This is a genomic window from Citrobacter sp. RHBSTW-01013 (assembly GCF_013781985.1).
GTDB lineage: Bacteria > Pseudomonadota > Gammaproteobacteria > Enterobacterales > Enterobacteriaceae > Citrobacter > Citrobacter braakii.
In genome coordinates, this window is the sequence record NZ_CP056185.1 from 1,168,869 (window position 1) to 1,187,669 (window position 18,801).

An 18,801-nucleotide genomic window follows, 5' to 3' on the forward strand; every position below is an offset into this window, starting at 1 on the left:
TTGTATCAACGCTATCGACAACGATAAAGTCAGGTTGAAGTTGTGTATATCGGCTAAACTTAGGTTTAACAGAATGTGATGCCGTGACTGCTTACACTTAGGTGTTTGTCATCGCTTACTTTTTGGCGTTATATGATGGATAATGCCGGGATACAGAGAGACCCGACTCTTTTAATCTTTCAAGGAGCAAAGAATGCTGATTCTGACTCGTCGAGTTGGTGAGACCCTCATGATAGGTGATGAGGTCACCGTGACAGTTTTAGGGGTGAAGGGCAACCAGGTGCGCATTGGCGTAAACGCCCCGAAAGAAGTTTCTGTCCATCGTGAAGAGATCTACCAGCGTATCCAGGCTGAAAAATCCCAGCAGTCCAGTTACTAAGGTTTTCGCGTCTCACCTTTCTGGTGAGGCGCAACCTGATTGAATTATCCCTTTTCTTCTCTTTTCTTCTTCGTCTTCCTCATTTTTTCGATTCTCATCTGCGTATTGCCTTTCCCTGCGATTTTTCCGTTTGTTCATTGCCTCAGGAAATTGCCAATTTATCTGTTGATAAAACACTCTTTTTGCCGTTTTTGCAGACTAATTGCGCGTGAAATGTGCAAACGATAAAAGCGCTGGAAAAATTGTTTGACTTATAAGTCCCAGAAAGTAATATGTGCGCCACGCAGCGACGATGAGCAGAAACAAGTTCTTCGAAGCACTCGCAAGAGGCGTGTTGGTGAGGTGGCCGAGAGGCTGAAGGCGCTCCCCTGCTAAGGGAGTATGCGGTCAAAAGCTGCATCCGGGGTTCGAATCCCCGCCTCACCGCCATTTGCATCCGTAGCTCAGCTGGATAGAGTACTCGGCTACGAACCGAGCGGTCGGAGGTTCGAATCCTCCCGGATGCACCATCTTCTCTGCAATAGCGCATTAGCGTTGTTACAGAAAATCGATATCACTTTAGCAGCGATATCAAATCTGCAGTAAGTAAGTTTCCCTGATGCATCCGTAGCTCAGCTGGATAGAGTACTCGGCTACGAACCGAGCGGTCGGAGGTTCGAATCCTCCCGGATGCACCATCTTCTCCGAGATAACAGCAAAACTGTTGTTTCATGGTCTGCGAGATAATCGCGAGCACCAGGGAGGATAACGTTGCTTCAGCAACGGCCCACAGGGCGAGGCGCAGCCGAGTAATCCTCCCGGATGCACCATCTCTTACTTGATATCGCTCATTACGATATCAATATCGGCAGCAAAGCAAGTTTCCCGATGCATCCGTAGCTCAGCTGGATAGAGTACTCGGCTACGAACCGAGCGGTCGGAGGTTCGAATCCTCCCGGATGCACCATCTTCTCCGAGATAACAGTAAAACTGTTGTTTCATGGTCTGCGAGATAATCGCGAGCACCAGGGAGGATAACGTTGCTTCAGCAACGGCCCGCAGGGCGAGGCGCAGCCGAGTAATCCTCCCGGATGCACCATCTTACTTGATAGCGCTTTAGCAGCGATATCAAGTCTGCAGTAAAGCAAGTTTCCCTGATGCATCCGTAGCTCAGCTGGATAGAGTACTCGGCTACGAACCGAGCGGTCGGAGGTTCGAATCCTCCCGGATGCACCATCTTCTCCGAGATAACAGCAATACTGTTGTTTCATGGTCTGCGAGATAATCGCGAGCACCAGGGAGGATAACGTTGCTTCAGCAACGACCCGCAGGGCGAGGCGCAGCCGAGTAATCCTCCCGGATGCACCATCTTCTCTCCTTTGAATCATTTCCACATACTCCCGGAACACCCCTTAATTCGCTGTCAGCGACAAAATCAATCAATTACGATAAAATAACGTCTGGTCATTCGGCTTGTGAGAAGACGATGTACGAACGTTATGCGGGTTTGATTTTTGATATGGATGGCACCATCCTGGATACCGAGCCAACGCACCGTAAGGCGTGGCATGAGGTATTGGGGCATTATGGATTACATTTTGATGAACAAGCCATGGTCGCCCTCAATGGCTCCCCAACGTGGCGTATTGCCCAGTCGGTAATTGAATTGAATCATGCCGATCTTGACCCTCATGCATTGGCGCGTGAAAAAACCGACAAGGTGAGAAGTATGCTGCTGGATAGCGTCCAGCCTTTGCCATTGGTTGACGTCGTGAAAGCCTGGCATGGTCGTCGTCCTATGTCGGTAGGTACGGGGAGTGAAAGCGCGATTGCGGAAGCTCTTCTCGCACACCTTGGACTGCGTCGCTATTTTGATGCTGTAGTCGCAGCCGATCACGTACAACACCATAAACCTGCTCCTGATACGTTTTTGCTCTGTGCCGAACGTATGGGTGTTGCTCCGGCACGCTGTGTCGTGTTTGAAGATGCCGATTTTGGACTGCAGGCGGCGCGTGCCGCAGGAATGGACGCGGTGGATGTCCGGTTATTGTGAGTGATGGACTATCGCTCCTGTCACTGTTTGCCAGCAGTTTTCTCAGCGCTACGCTATTACCCGGCAATTCTGAAGTTGTTTTAGTTGCTTTGCTGGTCTCTGGGGTAAGTCATCCCTGGGTCTTAGTCTTAACAGCAACAATGGGTAATAGCCTTGGAGGGTTAACTAACGTTATCCTTGGGCGTTTCTTTCCATTGCGTAAAACATCGCGCTGGCAAGAAAAAGCCACTGGCTGGCTGCGGCGCTATGGCGCTGTCACACTATTATTAAGCTGGATGCCGGTTGTGGGTGATTTACTGTGCCTGTTAGCTGGATGGATGCGCATCTCGTGGGGTCCAGTACTTTTTTTCTTATGCCTTGGCAAGGCGCTGCGCTATGTAGTTGTCGCAGCGGTTACGACGCAAGGCATTATGTGGTGGCACTAATTGTGTTGTGAGATAGCCTTCAGGGTAACCAATACCATTATGCTAATTAAAACGATTTTGACAGGCGGGAGGTCAATTTGATCCCGGACGTATCACAGGCGCTGGCCTGGCTGGAAAACCATCCTCAGGCGTTAAAGGGGATTCAACGTGGGCTGGAGCGCGAAACGCTGCGCGTTAATGCAGATGGGTCATTAGCAACGACAGGCCATCCTGAGGTGTTAGGCTCAGCGCTAACGCATAAATGGATAACCACTGACTTTGCCGAAGCACTGCTGGAGTTTATTACGCCTCCAGGCGACGACATTGAGAAAATGCTCACGTTCATGCGCGACCTGCATCGGTATACCGCCAGAAATCTGGGCGACGAGCGTATGTGGCCGTTGAGCATGCCTTGCTATATTGCCGAAGGCCAGGATATCGAACTGGCGCAGTACGGTACGTCGAATACTGGTCGTCTGAAAACGCTGTACCGTGAAGGCCTCAAAAACCGTTACGGCGCGCTGATGCAGACTATCTCCGGCGTACACTACAATTTCTCATTGCCGATGGCTTTCTGGCAGGCGAAATGTGGCGTAACGGACGGCGAAGATGCTAAAGAGAAGATCTCCGCGGGTTACTTCCGTCTGATCCGCAACTACTACCGTTTTGGTTGGGTGATCCCGTATCTGTTTGGCGCCTCTCCGGCCATTTGTTCCTCTTTCCTGCAAGGAAAACCGACAACCCTGCCGTTTGAAAAAACCGACTGTGGGATGTATTACCTGCCGTATGCGACGTCGCTGCGTCTGAGTGATTTGGGCTATACCAATAAGTCGCAAAGCAATCTCGGAATTACGTTTAACGATTTGCATGAGTATGTGGCAGGATTAAAGCGCGCGATTAAAACCCCTTCCGAGGAGTACGCGGCGATCGGTCTGGAGAAGGACGGTAAGCGTCTGCAAATCAACAGCAACGTTCTGCAGATTGAAAATGAGCTGTATGCGCCTATTCGCCCGAAACGCGTCACTCGTCGTGGCGAAACGCCTTCTGACGCGCTTTTGCGTGGCGGTATTGAGTACATTGAAGTTCGCTCACTGGATATCAACCCGTTCTCACCGATCGGCGTGGACGAGCAGCAGGTGCGCTTCCTCGATCTGTTTATGGTCTGGTGTGCGCTGGCCGATGCCCCGGAAATGAGCAGCGATGAATTGCTGTGTACGCGTAAAAACTGGAATCGGGTGATTCTCGAAGGTCGTAAGCCTGGGCTGACGTTAGGTATTGGCTGTGAAACAGCCCAGTTCCCGCTGCCTAAGGTAGGGAAAGATCTGTTCCGTGATCTGAAACGCGTGGCACAAACGCTGGACAGCATCGATGGCGGAGAGGAGTATCAAAAGGTCTGTGATGAACTGGTTGCCTGTTTTGACAACCCAGAACTGACTTTCTCTGCCCGCATCCTACGGTCTATGATTGATGAAGGCATTGGCGGCACGGGTAAAGCGCTGGGTGAGGCTTACCGAAATCTGCTGCGTGAAGAGCCGTTAGAAATATTGCAGGAAGCGGAATTTATTGCTGAAACCGAGGCTTCAAAGCGTCGTCAGCAGGAGATCGAAGCGGCTGATACTGAGCCGTTTAGCGTGTGGCTGGAAAAGCACGCTTGATACAAAAGAAAAAGGCCACTCGGGAGTGGCCAAAATTTCATCTCTGAAAACAGGGATGATGATAACAAATGCGCGTCTTTCATATACTCAGACTCGCCCCGGAACAAAGAGTTCAGATTATTTTCAAAAAATTTATCGGAGGTGGCTAAATGCCGTTGTTAGATAGTTTTACTGTCGATCACACCCGGATGGAAGCTCCCGCGGTCCGGGTTGCAAAAACGATGAACACCCCGCATGGCGACGCAATCACCGTGTTTGATCTGCGTTTCTGCATTCCGAACAAAGAAGTGATGCCTGAGAAAGGTATCCACACGCTGGAACATCTGTTTGCAGGTTTTATGCGTAACCATCTCAACGGCAACGGCGTGGAGATTATCGATATCTCTCCGATGGGATGCCGCACTGGCTTTTACATGAGCCTGATTGGTACGCCAGACGAGCAGCGTGTTGCCGACGCGTGGAAAGCGGCGATGGCGGACGTGCTGAAAGTGCAGGATCAAAACCAGATCCCGGAGCTGAACGTTTACCAGTGTGGCACGTATCAGATGCACTCTCTTAGCGAAGCACAGGATATCGCACGTCATATTCTGGAGCATGATGTACGCGTTAACAGCAATGAAGAGCTGGCGCTGCCGAAAGAGAAACTGCAGGAACTGCATATTTAGTCATACTGATTAGTTGTTCCAGTATTTAAATTAACCCCGGCTTATAACCGGGGTTTTTTATTGCCTCCCCTCAACCATATCCCTGGGAGGTGGTTTACGGGGCAATAAAAAAGGGATCCGCAGATCCCTTTTATCAGATATTTAGTGCGCGCCACCGCCGCCGCCGCCCGCACCGAAGGGTGGCTTGGCAAACCACACCAGGCCAAGCAAGACCAGGAAGATCCCCGCCGACATCCAGAAGATTTCGTTGGCGGAAATAATCAGCCCCTGATTGGTGATCTGCTGGGCTATCCAGCCTGACGCTTGCTGATGCGTCATCCCTAAATCCTGCAGCTTATCGTACATTGCCTGCGCATTTGGATTGTAAGGATTAACGGATTCCGTTAACTGCGCATGGTGAAGTGACTCGCGGTTAGTCCACATCGTCGTCGTAATTGATGTGCCAATAGAGCCGGCCAGCGTTCGCGTAAAGTTCGACAAACTTGATGCCGCGGCCAGACGCTCAGGCGGTAAGCCGGACAGCGTGATAGTCGTCAGCGGCATAAAGAAGCAGGCTACCGCGAAACCCTGAATAAACTGTGGCCAGGCCGATGCGCCAAAGTCCATACCCGGTTCGAACGTCCACGCACGCCAGTAGAAACAGACGGCGTACATAATAAAACTGAACGTAACTAACCGACGCATATCAAGCTTGTGCGCGAAGCGGCCGATAATTGGCGATAAGATCACCGGAATCACCCCAACCGGCGCTGACGCCAGACCGGCCCAGGTTGCCGTATAGCCGTATACCTCCTGCAACAGCTGCGGCAGCAGGACGATTGCGCCGAAGTAGAGCATATAGGCCAGACTGATACACAGACAGCCGATGGTAAAGTTGCGCGACTTAAACAGCGAGAGGTCGACAATGGGGTGCTCGTCGGTAAGCTCCCAGACGATCAGGAAGCTGATGGCGACCACGGCGACCACCGTCAGGATGATAATCTCCTGAGAGGCGAACCAGTCCAGCTCTTTGCCGCGGTCGAGCATAATCTGCAAGCTGCCGATACCAATGACCAGCAGGGCCAGACCAATGGCATCGATGCGCCGCTGCTCGGTTTTGGTTTCCCGACCGCGCAGGGTTTGCAGAGTCATCAATACCACCGCAGCACCGATTGGCACGTTGATGAAAAATATCCAGCCCCAGTGATAGTTGTCGCTGATATAGCCCCCAAGAATAGGGCCGCATATCGGGGCAACAATCACCGTCATCGACCATAGCGCCAGAGCGATAGAACGTTTGGCGGGAGGATAGTTATTCAGCAACAAGCTTTGTGACAGCGGAATTAATGGTCCGGCGACAATCCCCTGGATTACGCGGAAGAAAATCAGCATGTTCAGGCTGGTGGACATCCCGCATGCCCATGACGCAATGACGAAGGCGATAGTTGACCACATGAATAGCCTTACTTCGCCAAAGCGCTTTGCCAGCCAGCCGGTGATCGGAATCGAGATAGCGTTCGCCACCCCGAATGAGGTGATCACCCAGGTTCCCTGGCTCAGTGAAGAGCCGAGGTTCCCGGCGATAGTGGGGATCGCCACGTTAGCAATGGTGGAGTCCAGCACCTGCATGAATGTCGCCAGGGACAGCGCGATCGTCATAATGACGAGCTGCGCGCCTTCCAGCGGTTTTTGCTGTTGCATCACACGCACCTTTGAATTAGCCCGCGTTGGCCTGCACGATCTCTTCGATCATCTTATTGACCGGAGCAAGGTTGATTTCCCGTGCATTACTTTCTGATACCGGCGTGGTGCGAACCTGGCTTGCCAGAATTTGTCCGTCACGATTTGAGGTATCTACCGTAACCAGCGTAGATAAACCGATACGCAGCGGATGCTGCGCCAGCTGCTGTGCATCTAGTTCAATACGCACCGGCAGACGCTGGACGACTTTGATCCAGTTACCCGTTGCGTTTTGTGCTGGCAGCAGGGAAAAGGCGCTGCCCGTACCCATATCCAGCCCGACAACCTTACCGGTATATTTCACGTCATCGCCGTAAATATCGCTGATAACGGTCGCAGGTTGACCGATACGCATGTGCGCGAGCTGTGTTTCTTTGAAGTTGGCATCCACCCACAGGTTAGTGGCTGGAACGACCGCCATCAGCGGCGTGGTCGGGCTAATTTGCGCCCCCGGCTGCACGGAACGACGGGAAACATAGCCAGTCATTGGGCTGACGATTCTGGTTCGTTCCAGCGCCAGCCAGGCATTGCGCACTTCAGTGGCAGCCTGTTGCACGGCGGGCTGGTCTTCCAGCTTACTGCCGAGAATCATCGCCTGGTTGGCATTATATTGTTGGATAGCCACATCAAGCTGAGCCTGAGCGCTGGCGACGGCATCACGCGCATGTTGCAGCTCTTCGCGGCCAATCAGGTTGGCGTTGCCCAGCGGGACACGGCGATTAAAGTCGCTTTGTGCCTGCGCCAGCGCGGTTCTCTGCACTTCAATGCTTGCCTGTAACTGCTTGCTATTGATCATCAACTGGTGCGTCTGACGCACGCTGGAAGCCAGCGCAGTTTTGGCTTTTTCAAATGCCTGCTTTGCGTCTGTCTGGTCGAGGGTGACCAGCACATCGCCTTGTTTTACAAAGTCAGTGTTATCAGCCCAGACTTTCGTCACGCTGCCTGATACCTGCGCCATGATTTGAACCTGGTTCCCTGCCACGTACGCATCGTCTGTCTCTTCGACATGACGCAGTACTAAAAACCAATAAATCCCATATGCCACGGCAATGATAATAAAGAGCAAGGTCAGAAGGAGCAGCATACTTTTACGTTTGCCATTCTTCTTGACCGGTTGCTGCGGGGTTTGAGTCTCCGCATTTACGCTCATGTTGTTCTCCACGATCTTCTTTTTTTTTCACATCGGCTGAGCCGACCTGTTTATCAGACAGGCCAGCAGTATGCGTGCTGGCCTGTCGGTTTTTTCATTTATAAATCTGGATTTCTGAGCGAGTCGGCGCGTTAGCGCAACGCTTCTAATACCGCGCCATCCTGTTCCATCTGGTCAAGACGGGTCAGAAGTTTACGGGTAATTTGCTCAAGCTGATCTTTTTCGGTGGTGCTGAGAGATGACCAAAGCTGATGCAGGCAGTTATGCTGAGGCGGTAACACCTCTTGCAAAAATGCGTGGCCTTTCTCGGTCAATTGCAGATGCAGACAGCGGCGATCGTTATCGCTTTCGCGACGTTCGATCCAGCCACGTTTTTCTAACTCATCCGCAATACGGGTTGCGTTAGTGCGTGACGAGCCAAGCGCGCAACTCAGTTCAGAAGGCTGAATACTGTGGTTTTCCTGAGACTCCAGCGTAATCAACGCCATAAACAATGTCTCGTTAATCCCTTGAGCTTTCAGCATCTTATTGCGGTTTTCCAGCAGCTTGCCCTGCATGTGCATGCATAGACGAGTCAGAAGCACTTCCTGATAAGGGAACTCTTCGTAGCGGCTGGCGCGAAATTTTAGCATTTGTTCAATGGGCGTAAACGAACTATCCATTTGGGTATAACCTCATTAATTTCAGCCGATATAGTAACGACAGTGACAAATAAAGTAAATGTATTATTTATTTAAAATGATTGTTTTTATCTATAAGACAATCAGCATTTTCCAGGCTAATCCATAGCCCAGAGCACTCAGTAAGGTTGGAATGATGATGCTGCGGGTCTTATAGAAGCTTGCGCCCAGTATGACAAACCCCACCAGCGTAGGCACGAACCGACGAGAATCGTGCATCACTTCTGGCGCGGTAGACACCACCAACAGGGCGCAAATTGATGCAATGCCAATGGTGTCGAGTAATATGCCCGTCGCGCCGCGCTTCGTCGGGCGAACATTCCCCACTCCAAGACGGAGCGGCAAATAACGAAAACAGTAGTTAACGCAGCCGACCAACAGGCCAAGCAGCAGGACCTCATAGCTCATCGGGACCTCCCTGCCAAAATGACTGGATAAGAGCCGTCAGGCATCCGCAGACAATGCCTGCAAGGATAGCGGCAGGAATGGAAAACAGCATGACGCCAGCCAGCGCGCCGGTCAGTGCTGCAGTCACGCAGAGTGCTTGTTGACGCTGGAAAGAGGCGAGCAGGAAGCTCATGAACAGCGCCGGGAGCATGAAGCCCAACGCCGCTTCAACTGCCGGGTAATCCTTGAGTAAACCACTGCCGGAAAACGCGCCGATCACCGTGCCAAACACCCAGGAGGCCCAGGAGCATAGCGCAATGCCGATCATCCAGTTTTCACTCCAGCGCCGGTTATCCCGTACCAGCTTCGCGGTGGCGGCGGCAAAGACTTCATCGGTGAGGCCAAAGGCCCACAGCGCGCTTTTGGGTTTACTCAGTCGCTGGGCGATTCGGCTACGCAGGGAAGGTCCGTACAAAACATGGCGTACATCCATGGCCATGACGGTCAGTGCGGCGACCCACAAAGAACTGCCTGCGGCGAGCATTGTGGTGATGACAAACTGGCTGGCTCCCGCATAGATAATGCAGGAGAAAAACACGCTTTCAACCGGAGTAAAGCCAAGGCGAGTGGCATTGAGACCAAATGCAAAAGCGACCGGAATATAGCTGATGACTATTGGCAGGCTGTCTTTGAATCCTTCAGTTAGCGTCGCAGAACTGGGTTCAGACTGGGATATCGGGCTTTCCATAGGGTTATAGGTTTCATTACCGAAATTAATATAAATTGGTTCAATGAGTTATAACCTTAGCAGACTGATGGGCTCCTTAACACCCTGCGGAGCCCAATCAGCGGTAAACATACGCTATATGCTTAATTTACGGCTTCCTGACGGTGATATCCTCGCCACCAGACCAACAGGTTGAGTAGGGCAACGGTCGTACCGGCCAGACAAACGCCAGCCCAACCGGCATGCTGCCAGGCGGAGGCCGAAATCAGCGAACCTGCCGCCCCGCCAATAAAATAGCTGGTCATGTATCCGGCGGTCAGGCGATTACGCGCGTCCGGATGAATGCGATAGATAACCGTCTGGTTGGTGATATGCACACCCTGAACGGTGAGGTCCAGGACCAGGATACCGATAATCAGCATTGGTACGGAACTATGCCCTAACCAGATAGCCCACCAGGAGAGCAGCAGTAATAACAGACCTGTGGTCGTGGTGAGATGTGATTTTCCCTTATCGGCAAAACCACCTGCCGGACGCGCGCCTAACGCCCCTGCGGCCCCTGCCAGGCCAAACAGCCCGATCGTTCCTTCGGAGTAGTTAAACGGCGGCGAGGCGAGCAAAAACGCCATAGAGGTCCAGAGAATACTGAAATTGGCAAAGGTCAGGCAGCCCAGCATCGCGCGGGTACGCAGCAATTTATCATGGATAAACAGGCTGAATACGGAGCCTAACAGTTGCGGATAGTTGAGATGAGTATCTGATTTCATCTTCGGCAGACCGCGCCACAGCGCAATCGCCATCAGCGCCATTAATATCGATGCGACCCAAAATACGGTGCGCCAGCCGCCAAGATTGGCCAGTAATCCCGCCACGGTGCGCGCCAGCAGGATACCCAGCAGCAGGCCGCTCATAATGGTGCCGACAACTTTACCGCGCTTATCCGGCGTGGCAAGCGTCGCCGCCAGCGGAACCAGAATCTGTGCCACTACCGAGAACAACCCGGTCAGGGCGGTGCCGAGGATCAGCATGCCCAGCGACTGGCTACTGGCGGTAATAAGCATGCCGCCTGCCGCTAACAGCGTCATGGAGACGATCAGCATCCGGCGTTCAAACATATCGCCAAGCGGTACTAAAAACAGCAGGCCGGCGGCATAGCCGAGTTGGGCCGCGGTGACGATAAAGCCAGCGGTACTGGCCGATAGCGAAAAGTTACGTGCGATGGTGTCGAGCAGCGGCTGCGCGTAATAGTTACTGGCGACGGCGAGGCCGGTGGCGATAGACATTAACAGGATCAGCGAAGGGCTAAGTCCCTGAGTGGTTTTCGTCATGGTTTTCAACTGAAAAATGGGTTGCAGAAAACAATCATAACGTAAGTGATTAAATGTTGCTGATTTGTTGGGTGATGGATTGTGCGGTTGGGAGGAGGGCGTGTAGGCCGGATAAGGCGCAGCGCGCCACCATCCGGCATTGGTGTGATGGCGCTACGCTTATCAGACCTACGAGGGGGGTTATTTCTGCGCAGCCAGCGCTTCTTTCACCCAGCCATCAAACTGTTGCTGGTGGGCTTTGATCCAGCCGTCAACGTGACCCTGCACGTCGGCTTCAGATGCTTTCCCGTCGTGCATCATCGCGTTCTGCGCGTTGATATCCGCCAGCGGCAGCTTCATGACGGCAAACAGTTTCGCCGCAGCCGGGTTTTTCTCCGCCCAGGCTTTGTTGGCGACGATATGCATAGTGTTCACCGGGAAGCCGTAGTTGGCGCCGTTTGGCAGCTTGGTATCAATGTCTTTCTGCTCGCCTGGCAGGGAAGAGAACGGTACTTGCAGCCAGACCACATCTTTACCCGGTTTCATTACGTCGCTCACCCAGTACGGTGTCCAGGTGTAGTAAAGAATGGGTTTGCCTTCTTTAAAGCGGGTAATAGTGTCAGCCATCATCGCCGCATAGTTACCGTGGCTGACCTCGACGGTTTTTTCCAGATCGAAGGCTTTGTTCTGGTGGTTGATCACCGCTTCGCAGCCCCAGCCCGGCGAGCAGCCCATCATGTCTGCTTTTCCGTCGCCGTTGGTGTCAAAGATTTTGGCGATCTTCGGATCTTTTAACTGGGCAATGTTGGTGATTTTATACTGCTCAGCGGTTTTTTTATCGATCAGATAACCTTGCGCGGCACCCGTAACGAATACCCCCTCGCGATAGAACTTTTTGTCTCCGCCCGCTGCGGCATACATATCATCATGCAGCGGCTGCCAGTTCACAGCGGTAAAAGTTGCATCGCCAGAGGCAATGGAGGTATAGCCGACGTTGTAGTCAACTTCACTTGTTTTGTTAACGGTATAACCCAGTTTCTCCAGCGCACGGGCGACCAGTTGCGTCTGGAAGGATTCTTCAGAGATAGTGCTCTGGATTGGCTGTACAGTGATGCCTTTGCCTGGCAGATCGGCAGCGAAAGTGCTGGTGGAGACAAGGGTGGCAAACGCTGTGGCAATAATGACGTTCTGTCGCATCGTTGTTCCTTAAATATTGGAGGGACGTATAGGCCCGGTAAGCAATACGCCACCGGGCAACGGGTGAATTACTTCGTGAATGGGCGAGTGATAAGCCCAACGGGGCCGGTGGTGTACCAGCGACGGTTGCCACGGCTACGGGCGTCGCGACCGACAGCCTGCGTCAGGCGGTCGAGAATGATGGCGAGGATCACGATCCCAACCCCGCCGACGGTGGCAAGCCCCATATCCAGACGACCGATTCCGCGCAGAACCATCTGACCCAGTCCGCCGACGGCGATCATCGACGCGATGACGACCATTGAGAGCGCCAGCATCAGCGTCTGGTTGACCCCGGCCATAATGGTAGGCATCGCCAGCGGGAGCTGGACTTTAAACAGCATCTGACGCGGGCTGGCGCCAAATGAGCGCGAGGCTTCAATCAAGTCGGCTGGCACCTGGTTAATCCCCAGAATGGTCAGACGCACGATTGGCGGCAGGGCGAAGATAATCGTTACCACCACGCCCGGGACGTTGCCGATACCAAACAGCATGACGATCGGCACCAGATAGACGAACGCCGGTGTGGTTTGCATGGCGTCCAGCAGCGGACGAACAATTTTTGCCGCCCGTGGACTGCGCGCCAACCAGATCCCCATCGGTAGACCGATCACCACGCAGAACAGCAGCGCGGTTAGTACCAGCGCCAGGGTGATCATGGCCTGCGACCACGCGCCGATGGCCCCGATTGCAATCAATGAAATCAGCGTAGCAACGCCCATTCCAACGCCGGAAATCTGCCAGGCAATCAGAGCGAACAGGATAATCGCCACCGGGGCAGGCATACCCAACAGAAGCTGCTGGAAGCCGTTGAGAATATAATCCACCGGGACTCGAATGCCCTGGAAGACCGGACGGAAATGGGTAACGACCCAGTCGATCCCTTCTGTGACCCAGCTATCCAGCGGGATCAGCGTTTTATGGAACGGATCCATAATATTGAAATGCTCTGGCGCCGGCGCGGGTGCGCTGGTCAGCCAGTCTGCGCTACCGCCGTCAGCTGGCGCGCCTGATGGCGTACTCCAGGCATCGGCGGTTTGTGCGGCACTGTCGGTCGCTGGTGTGGTATCCCACGGATTGGTTTGATCAGCCATTGTTTGCCCCCTCACGATCTAAAGCCTGTAACAGCATGCGTTTTGAAATGATGCCCACATACTGCTGTTCCTCATCAACAACCGGCACCGCGCACGGGGCCTGGCCGACATGAGAAAGCAACTCGCTGAGAGGAGTTTGTGCATCCACGGCTAGCGGCTCATCGATCAATGCCGCTTCAATACCTTGCGCCTGACTTAATGCTGTTTTTAAAGAGTCGATAGAGACAACGCCGACGAATTTATTGCCGCGCTCGATCACGTAACCATATTCGCGATCTTTGTCCTGCAATAATTGCAGCGCTGAACGTGGACCGACCCCGGGCGTTTTACGAATTAAACCTTCAGGGCTACGACGTGAAATATCCTTGGCACTAAAGACCTGGCTAATATCAACGCCGCGGAAGAAGGTGCGTACATAATCATTGGCCGGATTATTCAGGATTTCATCTGGCGTGCCGACCTGGACCACTTCACCGTTTTGCATAATGGCAATTCTGTCGCCAATACGCATAGCTTCGTCGAGATCGTGGGAAATAAAGACCACGGTACGTTGATGTTTCGCCTGTAGTTTTACCAGTTCATCCTGCATCTCGGTACGAATTAACGGATCGAGGGCAGAAAAGGCCTCATCCATTAATAAGATGTCAGGGTTAATGGCTAATGCACGGGCGAGGCCCACACGCTGGCGCATCCCTCCGGAAAGTTCATCCGGGTATCCGTGAGCATAATTCTCCAGACCAACCTGACGCAGCGCATCTAACGCTTTTTCACGACGTTCATCCGCGCCAACACCGGCTAATTCCATGCCGAATGCCGTATTGTCCAGGACCGTCATGTGCGGCATCAGGGCAAAGGACTGGAAAACCATCGCAATCTTTTTTCTGCGCACCTCGCGAAGCTCAGCATCGGATATCCGGGCGATGTCTACGCCGTCAATCAATACTTGCCCGCGGGTGGGTTCAATCAGGCGATTGAGAAGGCGTACCATTGTGGATTTACCCGAACCGGATAATCCCATGATGACAAATATCTCGCCTTCTTCAATGGCCAGACTGGCGTTCTTAACGCCAAGCGATAGCCCTGTTTTATCCAGAATCTGCTCTTTTGAAAGTCCTTTTTCAATATATTTGAAAGCTCTCTGCGGATGCTCTCCAAATATCTTATAGAGATTTTTAACTTCTAATTTAATTGCCATGCAATAGAATGATTCCTGTTATTTGTTTATATCGATATATTACCTGATGGAAATAGTGACCTTTTTCTACCCTAACATACTGAGAATCTGAGACAACCCTGAATTTGTTTGTGGCACGAATATTGCCGAAGGCCATGTGGCGGGACTTCCCGTGATATAAGGGCTGAGCGCGAATGTGAATGGGGTAATATTTTTTGTAAATGGCAATGAAAAGTCGCCTGAATTGCTGAAATGCAGGCGAATAATGCGACTGATATTGAGTGTAGATCACACAATTATATTTGCACGACAAAAGTGTGATCCTGTTAGAATATTTCCGCGAAAAATGTACGGTATTTTCCGCGGAAATGAGTGCTAGAAATTCCAGTCGTCGTCTTCGGTTTCGACAGCTTTTCCCATCACATATGATGAGCCGGAACCCGAGAAGAAATCGTGGTTTTCGTCAGCGTTGGGCGACAGCGCAGCAAGGATTGCTGGGTTAACCTCCGCCATTTCTGGCGGGAATAATGCCTCATACCCCAAATTCATTAATGCCTTATTGGCGTTGTAGCAAAGGAAGGCTTTGACGTCATCCACCCAGCCGGTTTCTGCATACAATTCTTCCGTATAACGCGCTTCGTTATCATACAATTCCATCAGCAGGTCGAGGGCAAAATTCTTTAACTCCTCGCGTGCGGATTCAGAAATGTGCTCCAGACCTTTTTGATATTTATAACCAATGTAATACCCGTGAACGGCTTCATCACGAATGATCAGACGAATGAGATCGGCGGTATTGGTCAGTTTTCCGCGGCTGGAGAAATACATTGGCAACCAGAAGCCGGAATAGAACAGGAAGGATTCCAGAAACACGCTGGCAATTTTTTTCTTCAACGGTTCGTCGCTGGCGTAATGTGTCAAAATGATCTGCGCCTTGCGCTGGAGTGGGGTATTTTCTTCACTCCACGCGTAAGCCGCATCCACGTCTTTGGTCTGGCAAAGAGTGGAGAAAATTGAGCTGTACGAACGGGCGTGCACCGCTTCCATAAAGCTGATATTCGATAGCACCGCCTCTTCATGCGGCGTTAACGAATCGGCCATCAATGCTGGCGCACCGGCTATGTTCTGAATGGTGTCGAGCAGCGTCAGCCCGGTAAAAACGCGGATAGTCAGCTGCTGTTCGTCGGCGTTCAACGTTTGCCAGGCCGGGATATCGTTGGAGAGCGGGACCTTTTCCGGTAGCCAGAAGTTACTGGTCAGGCGATTCCAAACCTCGAGATCTTTATCATCCTCAATCTTGTTCCAGTTGATGGCACTCACGCGGGATAATGTCATGTTGTCCTCCTTACAGCGCGCATGACACGCAACCTTCGATTTCGGTTCCTTCCAGCGCCAACTGGCGTAGTCGGATGTAATACAGCGATTTGATGCCTTTACGCCAGGCGTAAATTTGCGCTTTGTTGATATCGCGAGTGGTGGCGGTATCGGGGAAAAAGAGCGTCAGTGAAAGCCCCTGATCGACATGCCGCGTTGCTTCAGCGTAGGTATCAATGATTTTTTGTGGACCAATCTCGTAGGCATCCTGATACAAGGCCAGATTCTCATTGGTCATAAACGGGGCAGGGTAGTAAACGCGCCCGGTTTTGCCCTCTTTGCGAATCTCCACTTTTGACACGATCGGGTGAATGCTTGATGTCGCATGGTTGATGTAGGAGATAGAACCCGTTGGCGGAACCGCTTGTAAATTCTGGTTATAAATGCCGTAGCGCATGACATCTTCACGCAGCTGCGACCACATTTCGCGCGTTGGCAGCGTAATGCCGCTGGCGGCAAACAGTGTGCGAACCTTGTCGGTTTTTGGCTGCCAGTCGCCCTGTAGATACTGGTTAAAATACTCACCGCTGGCGTAGCGGGACTGTCTGAATCCGGCAAAAGTTTTGCCGCGCTCGCGGGCGAGCTTCATCGACGTATTCAGCGCATGCCAGGTGATGGTGTAGAAATAGAGATTGGTGAAATCCAGCCCTTCAGGTGAGCCGTAGGCGATACCTTCCCGTGCCAGATACCCGTGCAGGTTCATCTGCCCAAGACCGATAGCGTGCGATGCGCTGTTCCCGGCCTCAATTGAGGGTACGCTGCGGATATGGCTCATGTCCGAAACGGCCGTTAAACCGCGAACCGCCGTTTCCACGGTGCGCCCAAAGTCTGGCGAATCCATGGTATGAGCAATATTCAACGAGCCGAGGTTGCAGGAGATATCGTGCCCTGTTTGCGCGTAATTGAGGTTTTCATCGTAGGTGGAAGCGCTGTTAACCTGCAAAATCTCTGAGCACAGGTTGCTCATATTGATACGACCGGCAATTGGATTAGCGCGATTCACCGTGTCTTCAAACATGATGTAAGGGTAGCCGGACTCGAACTGGATCTCGGCCAGCCGCTGGAAGAAATCGCGGGCGTTAATGTATTTTTTGCGCACTTGTTTGTCGGCAACCAGTTCGTCATACCGTTCAGTTACGGCGATATCACCGAATGGTTTGCCGTAAATGCGTTCCACGTCATACGGTGAAAACAGCGCCATTTGGGCATTTTCTTTGGCTAACTGGAAGGTGACATCCGGGATCACCACACCAAGCGAGAGCGTTTTGATACGGATTTTCTCGTCGGCGTTTTCACGTTTGGTATCGAGAAAACGCAAAATATCCGGATGATGCGCGTGCAGATACACCGCGCCTGCACCCTGACGCGCCCCTAATTGATTCGCATAAGAAAACGCATCCTCCAGCATTTTCATTACCGGGATCACCCCAGAGGACTGGTTCTCAATGCGCTTAATGGGGGCACCTGCCTCACGCAGGTTAGAGAGCAAAAATGCCACGCCGCCGCCGCGTTTGGAGAGTTGCAGCGCCGAGTTGACCGCCCGTCCAATTGACTCCATGTTGTCTTCAATGCGTAACAGGAAGCAGGAAACCAGCTCGCCGCGTTGCTGTTTACCGCAGTTTAAAAAGGTTGGCGTGGCGGGTTGAAAACGCCCGGAGAGCATTTCATCGGTCAGTTGCAGAGCGAGCGCTTCATCGCCCTGCGCCAGCGTGAGCGCCACCATCGTTACGCGATCCTCAAAGTCTTCGAGATAGCGCTTCCCGTCGAACGTTTTCAGCGTATAGCTGGTGTAGAACTTCCATGCGCCGAGGAACGTCTGGAAACGGAATCCGCTGGCGTGGGCGTGGGCGAATAGCTTCAGCACAAACGCGCGATCGTAGCGGGCTAACACGCTGGCATCGTAATAGCCTTCATCCACCAACGTGTCCAGACGCGCCTGCTGGCTGGCAAACGCCACCGAGTTGGGGCGGACGTGGGCGGTAAAGAACGCCTCCACCGCCTGATGGTCTTTGTCGAACTGAATGCGCCCGGCCTTATCGTACAGATTCAGCATGGCGTTCAGGGCGTGATAATCCAGCGTCTGCTGTATTACACGTTCTGCGGTTGTCGTTGCCAAAATTCGCTCACTCCTTTTTGCACGTTGTCGATATCGCTTTGGGTGCCCATCAGCTCAAAGCGATAGAGCCACGGCACGCCGCATTTTTGTGAGATGACATCACCCGCGCGACCGTAGGCGTCCCCGAAATTGCGATTGCCGGAGGCGATCACTCCACGGATTAACGCCCGGTTGTGCGTATCGTTTAAAAAGCGGATCACCTGTCTCGGGACCGCGCCAGCTGTACCGCCGCCACCGTAGGAGGGCACGATTAAAATGTAAGGTTCGTCTACCCGGATCCGCTCGCGTTCGTTAAGCGGAATGCGGATGGCAGGCAGCCCCAGACGCTGCATGAAGCGGTGCGTATTTTCGGAGCTGCTGGAAAAGTAGACGAGCTGACTCATGCGCTGACCACTTGAGGAGCCGGGCGCAGACGGTTGATCATGTCCGGGCGAAATCCTGACCAACTGGTTTCCCCTGCGACCACGACCGGTAACTGACGAAAGCCTTGATCGCGCAGGCGATCAGCCATATCGGGGTGTAAATCGACGTTTACCATCTCAAAGTCAAACCCGCGGCTTTCCATCGCCCGCTTAGTGGCGTGGCACTGAACACAGTTGTTACGAGTGTAAATAACAATGCGCATGATTCGTATTTCCATCTAAAAGTAAAAGAATGACGCGATAGAGGGCGTCAGGTTGCGTGTGTCTTGATAGAGGAGAT

At 52.6% G+C, this 18,801-nt stretch carries 18 protein-coding genes and 5 tRNA genes; 10 read left to right on the forward strand and 13 right to left on the reverse strand.

All coding sequences use genetic code 11. The features are described from left to right. Positions 1 to 193 precede the first annotated feature (193 nt). From csrA to luxS, 10 genes are all read left to right on the forward strand, one after another. The gene (csrA, locus tag HV350_RS05630) at positions 194 to 379 is read left to right on the forward strand and encodes a carbon storage regulator CsrA (protein ID WP_000906486.1); all 186 of its coding nucleotides are present in this window, start codon (positions 194 to 196) and stop codon (positions 377 to 379) included. A 336-nt stretch (positions 380 to 715) separates the two neighbouring features. Then, positions 716 to 808, forward strand: a tRNA-Ser gene (locus HV350_RS05635). A gap of 3 nt (positions 809 to 811) precedes the next feature. Further along, positions 812 to 888, forward strand: a tRNA-Arg gene (locus HV350_RS05640). A 91-nt stretch (positions 889 to 979) separates the two neighbouring features. Next, positions 980 to 1,056 (forward strand) — tRNA-Arg (locus HV350_RS05645). Positions 1,057 to 1,248: 192 nt separating this feature from the next. After that, positions 1,249 to 1,325, forward strand: a tRNA-Arg gene (locus HV350_RS05650). 192 nt (positions 1,326 to 1,517) lie between these two features. Next, a tRNA-Arg gene (locus HV350_RS05655) sits at positions 1,518 to 1,594 on the forward strand. Between the two features lie 250 nt (positions 1,595 to 1,844). Beyond that, positions 1,845 to 2,411 (forward strand): fructose-1-phosphate/6-phosphogluconate phosphatase, encoded by a 567-nt coding sequence (yqaB, locus tag HV350_RS05660; RefSeq protein WP_080859122.1) that lies wholly within the window; start codon positions 1,845 to 1,847, stop codon positions 2,409 to 2,411. Then, positions 2,408 to 2,836: a YqaA family protein gene (locus tag HV350_RS05665; RefSeq protein ID WP_003825961.1), complete on the forward strand. Its 429-nt coding sequence runs from the start codon at positions 2,408 to 2,410 to the stop codon at positions 2,834 to 2,836. Before yqaB ends, HV350_RS05665 begins: the two co-directional genes overlap by 4 nt. Before the next feature lie 77 nt (positions 2,837 to 2,913). After that, a complete protein-coding gene (gene gshA / locus HV350_RS05670; RefSeq protein ID WP_016154161.1) occupies positions 2,914 to 4,470 on the forward strand; it encodes a glutamate--cysteine ligase in 1,557 nt (518 codons plus the stop codon). 149 nt (positions 4,471 to 4,619) lie between these two features. Beyond that, positions 4,620 to 5,135: an S-ribosylhomocysteine lyase gene (luxS, locus tag HV350_RS05675; RefSeq protein ID WP_016154160.1), complete on the forward strand. Its 516-nt coding sequence runs from the start codon at positions 4,620 to 4,622 to the stop codon at positions 5,133 to 5,135. Between the two features lie 141 nt (positions 5,136 to 5,276). Here luxS and emrB read toward each other — a convergent pair whose 3' ends face one another. The 13 genes from emrB to nrdH all read right to left on the reverse strand — a co-directional run bounded on the left by emrB (position 5,277) and on the right by nrdH (position 18,724). Next, on the reverse strand, positions 5,277 to 6,815 hold the full coding sequence (gene emrB, locus HV350_RS05680; RefSeq protein ID WP_016154159.1) for a multidrug efflux MFS transporter permease subunit EmrB: 1,539 nt from the start codon (positions 6,813 to 6,815) through the stop codon (positions 5,277 to 5,279). A gap of 16 nt (positions 6,816 to 6,831) precedes the next feature. After that, the gene (gene emrA, locus HV350_RS05685) at positions 6,832 to 8,004 is read right to left on the reverse strand and encodes a multidrug efflux MFS transporter periplasmic adaptor subunit EmrA (protein WP_016154158.1); all 1,173 of its coding nucleotides are present in this window, start codon (positions 8,002 to 8,004) and stop codon (positions 6,832 to 6,834) included. Between the two features lie 131 nt (positions 8,005 to 8,135). Next, positions 8,136 to 8,666: a multidrug efflux transporter EmrAB transcriptional repressor EmrR gene (gene emrR / locus HV350_RS05690; protein WP_003037300.1), complete on the reverse strand. Its 531-nt coding sequence runs from the start codon at positions 8,664 to 8,666 to the stop codon at positions 8,136 to 8,138. Positions 8,667 to 8,756: 90 nt separating this feature from the next. Next, positions 8,757 to 9,092: an L-valine transporter subunit YgaH gene (ygaH, locus tag HV350_RS05695; protein WP_016154157.1), complete on the reverse strand. Its 336-nt coding sequence runs from the start codon at positions 9,090 to 9,092 to the stop codon at positions 8,757 to 8,759. Continuing rightward, positions 9,082 to 9,819 (reverse strand): AzlC family ABC transporter permease, encoded by a 738-nt coding sequence (locus tag HV350_RS05700; RefSeq protein WP_047358816.1) that lies wholly within the window; start codon positions 9,817 to 9,819, stop codon positions 9,082 to 9,084. The genes ygaH and HV350_RS05700 overlap by 11 nt, the downstream gene beginning before the upstream one ends. Before the next feature lie 122 nt (positions 9,820 to 9,941). Next, entirely contained in the window at positions 9,942 to 11,126 is a 1,185-nt protein-coding gene (locus HV350_RS05705; RefSeq protein ID WP_181629979.1) for an MFS transporter, read from the reverse strand. A 180-nt stretch (positions 11,127 to 11,306) separates the two neighbouring features. Continuing rightward, entirely contained in the window at positions 11,307 to 12,302 is a 996-nt protein-coding gene (gene proX, locus HV350_RS05710; RefSeq protein ID WP_016154154.1) for a glycine betaine/L-proline ABC transporter substrate-binding protein ProX, read from the reverse strand. 68 nt (positions 12,303 to 12,370) lie between these two features. Beyond that, complete coding sequence (gene proW, locus HV350_RS05715; RefSeq protein WP_181629980.1) at positions 12,371 to 13,435, reverse strand: glycine betaine/L-proline ABC transporter permease ProW; 1,065 nt, start codon at positions 13,433 to 13,435, stop codon at positions 12,371 to 12,373. After that, positions 13,428 to 14,630 (reverse strand): glycine betaine/L-proline ABC transporter ATP-binding protein ProV, encoded by a 1,203-nt coding sequence (gene proV / locus HV350_RS05720; protein WP_016157301.1) that lies wholly within the window; start codon positions 14,628 to 14,630, stop codon positions 13,428 to 13,430. Before proV ends, proW begins: the two co-directional genes overlap by 8 nt. Positions 14,631 to 14,984: 354 nt before the next feature. Then, on the reverse strand, positions 14,985 to 15,944 hold the full coding sequence (gene nrdF / locus HV350_RS05725; RefSeq protein WP_181629982.1) for a class 1b ribonucleoside-diphosphate reductase subunit beta: 960 nt from the start codon (positions 15,942 to 15,944) through the stop codon (positions 14,985 to 14,987). A 10-nt stretch (positions 15,945 to 15,954) separates the two neighbouring features. Further along, entirely contained in the window at positions 15,955 to 18,099 is a 2,145-nt protein-coding gene (gene nrdE, locus HV350_RS05730) for a class 1b ribonucleoside-diphosphate reductase subunit alpha (protein ID WP_181629984.1), read from the reverse strand. Continuing rightward, entirely contained in the window at positions 18,072 to 18,482 is a 411-nt protein-coding gene (gene nrdI / locus HV350_RS05735; RefSeq protein WP_016157298.1) for a class Ib ribonucleoside-diphosphate reductase assembly flavoprotein NrdI, read from the reverse strand. The genes nrdE and nrdI overlap by 28 nt, the downstream gene beginning before the upstream one ends. After that, on the reverse strand, positions 18,479 to 18,724 hold the full coding sequence (gene nrdH, locus HV350_RS05740) for a glutaredoxin-like protein NrdH (RefSeq protein WP_181629986.1): 246 nt from the start codon (positions 18,722 to 18,724) through the stop codon (positions 18,479 to 18,481). The genes nrdI and nrdH overlap by 4 nt, the downstream gene beginning before the upstream one ends. Between the last annotated feature and the right edge of the window lie 77 nt (positions 18,725 to 18,801).

Bases quoted from the DNA above. Each gene is read 5' to 3' on its own strand.
- csrA (WP_000906486.1), top strand. From the start codon at position 194: ATGCTGATTCTGACTCGTCGAGTTGGTGAGACCCTCATGATAGGTGAT.
- yqaB (WP_080859122.1), top strand. From the start codon at position 1,845: ATGTACGAACGTTATGCGGGTTTGATTTTTGATATGGATGGCACCATC.
- luxS (WP_016154160.1), top strand. From the start codon at position 4,620: ATGCCGTTGTTAGATAGTTTTACTGTCGATCACACCCGGATGGAAGCT.
- emrB (WP_016154159.1), bottom strand. From the start codon at position 6,815: ATGCAACAGCAAAAACCGCTGGAAGGCGCGCAGCTCGTCATTATGACG.
- emrA (WP_016154158.1), bottom strand. From the start codon at position 8,004: ATGAGCGTAAATGCGGAGACTCAAACCCCGCAGCAACCGGTCAAGAAG.
- emrR (WP_003037300.1), bottom strand. From the start codon at position 8,666: ATGGATAGTTCGTTTACGCCCATTGAACAAATGCTAAAATTTCGCGCC.
- ygaH (WP_016154157.1), bottom strand. From the start codon at position 9,092: ATGAGCTATGAGGTCCTGCTGCTTGGCCTGTTGGTCGGCTGCGTTAAC.
- HV350_RS05700 (WP_047358816.1), bottom strand. From the start codon at position 9,819: ATGGAAAGCCCGATATCCCAGTCTGAACCCAGTTCTGCGACGCTAACT.
- HV350_RS05705 (WP_181629979.1), bottom strand. From the start codon at position 11,126: ATGACGAAAACCACTCAGGGACTTAGCCCTTCGCTGATCCTGTTAATG.
- proX (WP_016154154.1), bottom strand. From the start codon at position 12,302: ATGCGACAGAACGTCATTATTGCCACAGCGTTTGCCACCCTTGTCTCC.
- proW (WP_181629980.1), bottom strand. From the start codon at position 13,435: ATGGCTGATCAAACCAATCCGTGGGATACCACACCAGCGACCGACAGT.
- proV (WP_016157301.1), bottom strand. From the start codon at position 14,630: ATGGCAATTAAATTAGAAGTTAAAAATCTCTATAAGATATTTGGAGAG.
- nrdF (WP_181629982.1), bottom strand. From the start codon at position 15,944: ATGACATTATCCCGCGTGAGTGCCATCAACTGGAACAAGATTGAGGAT.
- nrdI (WP_016157298.1), bottom strand. From the start codon at position 18,482: ATGAGTCAGCTCGTCTACTTTTCCAGCAGCTCCGAAAATACGCACCGC.
- nrdH (WP_181629986.1), bottom strand. From the start codon at position 18,724: ATGCGCATTGTTATTTACACTCGTAACAACTGTGTTCAGTGCCACGCC.